Below are 5,014 nucleotides of genomic sequence, written 5' to 3' on the forward strand. Positions count from 1 at the left end.
CGGTGCTCGGCGAGCGGACGGCGCTGGTGCTGCTCAGCCACGTCGCGTACCGCTCGGGGTTCCTCGCCGACGCCGCGGCGATCACCGCCCAGGCGCACGAAGTCGGCGCGCTCGTGCTCTGGGACGCCTCCCACTCCGTCGGCTCGGTGCCGCTCGAGCTCGACGCGTGGGGCGCGGACCTCGCGGTCGGCTGCTCCTACAAGTACCTCAACGGAGGCCCGGGGGCGCCCGCGTGGGCGTACGTCGCGTCCCGGCACCAGGGCTCGCTCGCGCAGCCGGTGCAGGGCTGGATGGGCGTCGCCGACATGTTCGAGATGGGACCCGGCTACCGTCCGGCCGAGGGGATGCGGCGCTACCTCAGCGGCACCCCGCCGATCACGGGGATGCTCGCGATGCAGGACATGATCGCGCTGATCGCCTCAGTGGGCATGCCCGCGGTGCGCGCGAAATCGGAGGCGATGACGGCGTACGCGCTGGAGCTGGCCGACGCGTGGCTGGTGCCTCGCGGGGTGCGGGTGGCGACTCCGCTCGATCCCGCCCGGCGCGGCTCGCACGTGACGATCGCGCACGAGTCGTTCGCCGGCCTGGTCCCGCGGCTGCAGGCGGAGGGGATCGTGCCGGACTTCCGCCGACCCGACGGCATCCGGATCGGCCTCTCGCCGCTGTCGACCACCTTCGCCGAGCTGGAGCTGGGCATGGCGGCCGTCCGGGACGCGCTGGACTGAGCGGGGCCGGGGCTCGGCGGGGCGGGTGTTCCCGGCCCGCCCCCTGCCCTCACCGCGCGTCGCGCGTCCGTCGAGTGCTCTCCTTCTGCAGGGCCTCGACGAGCTCGGCCTTCGTCATGCGCGAGCGGCCGGAGACGTCCAGGCGCTTGGCGAGGTCCATCAGGTGCGCCTTGGTCGCGTTCGCGTCCACTCCGCCCGCCGTCTCGCCCCCGGGGGAGCGGCCGTGGCCCTCGGCGCGGGAGTCGGAGGGGCCGCTCTCGGCCTTGCGCTCCCAGTGGTCGCCGACCTTCTCGTACTCGTGCTTCAGCGCGGCGAAGGCTGTGCGGTGGGCGCGCTCGCCGTCGCCGTAGCTGTCGACGGCCGAGTCGTGCGCGGCCGACCAGAGCTTCTGCGCGTGCTCGTCGGAGCGCTCGATGGTGGACGGGATCTGTTCCTCGCGGGGCATGGCGGCCTCCCTCTCGTCCTCCGACGCTACGTCGGGTCGGAGGCGCCGGTCACCCCGTTGACGAGCGCTCGGCGGGCACCTCCGTCCCCGGAGCGCACTCGGGAGGCCGCCGCCGGTGTTCTCACCGGGCCGACGCCGATGATGGGGCGATGTTCATCCCGACCAGAGCCGCCGGTCTCGAGGCGCTCGACGACTTCGTCGCCCGCGCGGGCTCCGCCTACGCCCGCGACCGCAACCACGACCTCGGACCGTCCCGGGACAACGTCTCCGGGCTCTCGCCCTACCTCCGCCACCGCCTCGTCACCGAGCGGCAGGTCGTCGCCGCGGTCCTCGCGCGCCACCGGCTGACCGCCGCGGAGAAGTTCGTCCAGGAGGTGTTCTGGCGCACCTACTGGAAGGGCTGGCTCGAGCAGAACCCGGACGTCTGGCGCCGCTACCGCCGCGAGGTGGCGGACTCCTCCGCGGGCGATCCTCCGCCCGGGTACCTCGACGCGATCGGCGGACACAGCGGCATCGACGCGATGGACGCGTGGGTGAGCGAGCTCGTCGAGACCGGGTACCTCCACAACCACACCCGCATGTGGTTCGCGAGCATCTGGATCTTCACCCTCGGACTGCCCTGGCAGCTCGGCGCCGACTTCTTCTACCGGCACCTGCTCGACGGCGACGCCGCGTCCAACACCCTGTCGTGGCGATGGGTCGCCGGCCTGCAGACTCCGGGCAAGACCTACCTCGCCTCCGCGTCCAACATCGCCCGCTACACGGAGGGGCGCTTCTCGCCGAGCGGCCTCGCCACCACAGCCCCCGCGCTGACGGAGGAGCCCTTCCCGCCGCGGGCACCGCTCGAGCAGGACGACGTCGTGGGGACCGTCGGCGCCCGCCCCGGCCTCCTGCTGCACGAGGACGACCTCGAGGCGGAGAGCCTGCTCGCCGAGCAGCCGGGTCTGGCCGAGCGCCTCGTCGCGTGCGCCGTCGCCGGGGACGCGGGCGGGCGCTCGCCGTCCGGAGTCTCCGACGCGGTCGCCGCCTTCACCGCCGCGGCGCTCGCCGACGCCGCCGAGCGCACCTCCGACTCCAGCGGTCGGCCGGCGAGGGTGCTGGCGGACGCGCGTGCCGCGACGGTCGTCGACTGGGCGGTGTCCGAGCGGATCGACACCGTGGTCGTTCCGTACGCGCCGGTCGGGCCCGTCGGCGAGCGGGTGGAGGCGCTCCGCTCGGCTCTCGCCGACGAGGGGGTCGCGCTCGTCACCGTGCGCCGCCGCTGGGACGGTGCGGCGTGGCCGTCGGCGTCGCGGGGGTTCTTCCCGTTCCGGAAGCGGATCCCGGCGCTGGTGCGCGACCTCGTCGAGCCCGCCGACGCGGCCCGTCTGTTCTGAGCGGCGTTCCGAGAGCCGCGTCCCGCGAGCTGCGTCCTGTGGGCCGCGTCCCGCGAGCTGCGTCCTGTGAGCCCCGTCCTGTGCTGCGTCCTGTGAGCTGCGTCCTGTGAACCCCGTCCTGTGCTGCGTCCTGTGAGCCCCGTCCCGCGGAACCTGCCTGGTTCCGCGGGGCGGGTGCCGCTCAGCCGAGCAGGCGGTCGCGGAGGAAGTCGCTCGCGAAGCGGCCCGAGGGGTCCCACTCGGAGCGGAGGGTGCGCCACTCCTCGAGGTGCGGGTAGAGCGGCGCGATCTCGTCGGCTCCGGCGAGGAAGTGCTTGCCCCAGTGCGGCCGGGCGCCGAGCGGCAGCAGCGCGCCCTCGACGGCGGGGAGCACGGCGTCGACGCCGGCGCGGTCCTTCTTGAAGGTGAAGTGCACGCCGACGCTGTCGCGGCCTCCGGCGGGGGAGAGCCACTGGTCGTCGCCCGCCATGGTCCGCAGCTCCGTGATGAGCAGGACGTCGTCGATCCGCTCGCCGATCGCGCGCAGCGCCACGATCGCCTCGCGGACGTTCGCGCGCGGCACCATGTACTCGCTCTGGATCTCGTCGCCCGCGCTCGGCTCGCGGTCGAGGCGGAAGTGCGGCAGGCGCTCGGACCACGGTCCGACGGAGCCGCCGAACGGGTTCAGGTTGGAGTCGACACCCTCCGAGACGGCGAAGAGGCTCGCGGAGGCGGCGACCGCGCCCAGGTGCGTCGCGTCGACGTCGGCGACGGATCCCGCCGCCACCTTGGTCTTCAGCCACAGTTGCTCCACCGTCGGCGAGGACCAGTGGGTCATGAGGCTGACGCTGTAGGCGGAGGAGGTGATCGCGTCGAAGTCGTCGAGCACGCGCTCCCAGGGCAGGTCGACGAACGCGTCCTGGCGGACGTCGAAGGTCGGCTGGATGTCGAGGGTCACGCGGGTGACGATGCCGAAGGCGCCGAGGCCGACGACGACGCCCTCGAAGCCCGGCTCCCCGCGGCGGATCGTGCGCAGCGAGCCGTCGGCGGTGACGAGCTCGAGGGCAGAGACGGCGGAGGAGAGGTTCGCGTTGCGGTCGCCCGAACCGTGGGTGCCGGTCGCGATGGCGCCGGCGACCGAGATGTGCGGGAGCGAGCCCATGTTGTGCAGGGCGTAGCCGTTGCTGTGCAGGTGCGCGGCGACGACGCCGTAGCGGGTGGCGCCGCCGACGGTGACGGTGCTCGCCTCGGCGTCGATCACGGGGTCGGAGGCGAGGCGCCCCAGGTGCAGCAGTGCGCCGGGGGTGTCGGGCAGGGAGTTGAAGGAGTGGCGGCTGCCGAGGGCGCGGACGCGCTCGTTCTCGCGGACGAGGCGCTGCACCTCCTCGACGGACTCCGGCTCGATGATGGCGGCGGCGCGGTACTCGTAGGTGCCCGCCCAGTTGCTCCGTGAGGTCATGGGTCCATTCTGCCGGGTGCTCAGGGGATTTGTTGTTGGTTGCAACGAATGGCCTGGTAACGCACGGGACGCGGCAGGACGGAACGGCGTGGATTTTGTTCGGGGCGCGCTCCGGGCCCCTGCCGGGGAGGGCGGCGATGACCGCGCGCAGACGATCCCGCTCCGATCTGTTCCGGGTGAGCGTGAGCCTCCTGGTCACGATCGTGGTGGTGCTGCTCGTCCTGGCGAGGGGGACACCCGCTCCGGGCGACGGGGCCGTCGATACGACGGCGACCCTCGTTCCGGTGTACCTGCTCGGCCGGCCGCTCTCCACCGCCCTCTCCGTGGGCTGGAGCGCCGCCTCGTACTCGCGCCTCGACGAGCAGGCGCTGCGGAGCGCCGCCTCCTCCTCGCGCCTCGACGAGCAGGCGCTGCGGAGCACCGCCGAGGAGGAGGCGCGCGGCGAGCGGCGCCTCCTCTCGCGGATGGCGGGAGCGACCGGGGCGACCGGCACGACGCTGCCGGCGGCGGTGCCGGCGATCGTGGTCACGGTGGCGATCGCGCAGAGGACGGAGTCCCGCAGCGAGCCCCTCTCCATCGCCGCCGCCCTGCTCGCCGTCGCGAGCTCGTGGGTGCTGATGGTCCTCTCGGTCGCACAGGCCTGCCTGCGCCTCGAGTCGCGGTCGCCCCGGCGGTCGCAGGTGCGCTTCGCCTTCGAGGAGGCGCCGCACTTCAGTGACGACGCGACCCTCGCGCTCCTGCTGTCCACGACGGCGGCCACGGTCTCGGCCGAGATCCGCTCGAGAGAGGGCTGGCGCCTGGTGCGCACGAACGTCGTCATCGCGTCCGCCTTCGACTCGGTCATCATCGCGATGACGGTGTCACTGCTGTTCGGCGGACTCACGGCCTGAGACGGCGGGAGCGGAGCGTCCGGCGGAGCCGGGGGCGGTGGGGTCGGCCTCGGCCGTCGAGGACGAGCGGGTGCAGCCGGGGAACCGACAGGTCCGGTCGCGCAGCTGCAGCTGGAGGCGCATCCGAGGGGGCGGGACGC

General features: G+C 73.7%; 5 protein-coding genes. 3 read left to right on the plus strand and 2 right to left on the minus strand.

Going from position 1 to position 5,014, the window contains the following annotated elements; all coding sequences use genetic code 11:
* Positions 1 to 725: aminotransferase class V-fold PLP-dependent enzyme (locus tag C5C95_RS16860; RefSeq protein ID WP_146087115.1), on the plus strand; the 725-nt coding region annotated here is incomplete at its 5' end.
* Between the two features lie 49 nt (positions 726 to 774).
* Here the strand turns inward: C5C95_RS16860 and C5C95_RS16865 are convergent.
* The gene (locus C5C95_RS16865; protein ID WP_104225169.1) at positions 775 to 1,170 is read right to left on the minus strand and encodes a ChaB family protein; all 396 of its coding nucleotides are present in this window, start codon (positions 1,168 to 1,170) and stop codon (positions 775 to 777) included.
* Between the two features lie 149 nt (positions 1,171 to 1,319).
* Here C5C95_RS16865 and C5C95_RS16870 point away from each other — a divergent pair, with 149 nt between their 5' ends.
* The gene (locus tag C5C95_RS16870) at positions 1,320 to 2,546 is read left to right on the plus strand and encodes an FAD-binding domain-containing protein (protein WP_104324901.1); all 1,227 of its coding nucleotides are present in this window, start codon (positions 1,320 to 1,322) and stop codon (positions 2,544 to 2,546) included.
* A gap of 181 nt (positions 2,547 to 2,727) precedes the next feature.
* Here the strand turns inward: C5C95_RS16870 and C5C95_RS16875 are convergent, their stop codons facing one another.
* Positions 2,728 to 3,984 carry an FAD-binding protein gene (locus C5C95_RS16875; protein WP_104234610.1) on the minus strand — a complete coding sequence of 419 codons (1,257 nt, stop codon included), beginning with the start codon at positions 3,982 to 3,984 and terminating at the stop codon, positions 2,728 to 2,730.
* Positions 3,985 to 4,121: 137 nt separating this feature from the next.
* Here C5C95_RS16875 and C5C95_RS16880 point away from each other — a divergent pair, with 137 nt between their 5' ends.
* On the plus strand, positions 4,122 to 4,874 hold the full coding sequence (locus C5C95_RS16880; RefSeq protein ID WP_104324902.1) for a DUF1345 domain-containing protein: 753 nt from the start codon (positions 4,122 to 4,124) through the stop codon (positions 4,872 to 4,874).
* Positions 4,875 to 5,014: the final 140 nt, after the last annotated feature.

This window comes from Rathayibacter sp. AY1B7, assembly GCF_002932735.1.
Taxonomy (GTDB): Bacteria; Actinomycetota; Actinomycetes; order Actinomycetales; family Microbacteriaceae; genus Rathayibacter.

Excerpts from the sequence above, each read along its gene's own strand:
- C5C95_RS16865 (WP_104225169.1), bottom strand. The coding sequence starts at position 1,170 with ATGCCCCGCGAGGAACAGATCCCGTCCACCATCGAGCGCTCCGACGAG.
- C5C95_RS16870 (WP_104324901.1), top strand. The coding sequence starts at position 1,320 with ATGTTCATCCCGACCAGAGCCGCCGGTCTCGAGGCGCTCGACGACTTC.
- C5C95_RS16875 (WP_104234610.1), bottom strand. The coding sequence starts at position 3,984 with ATGACCTCACGGAGCAACTGGGCGGGCACCTACGAGTACCGCGCCGCC.
- C5C95_RS16880 (WP_104324902.1), top strand. The coding sequence starts at position 4,122 with ATGACCGCGCGCAGACGATCCCGCTCCGATCTGTTCCGGGTGAGCGTG.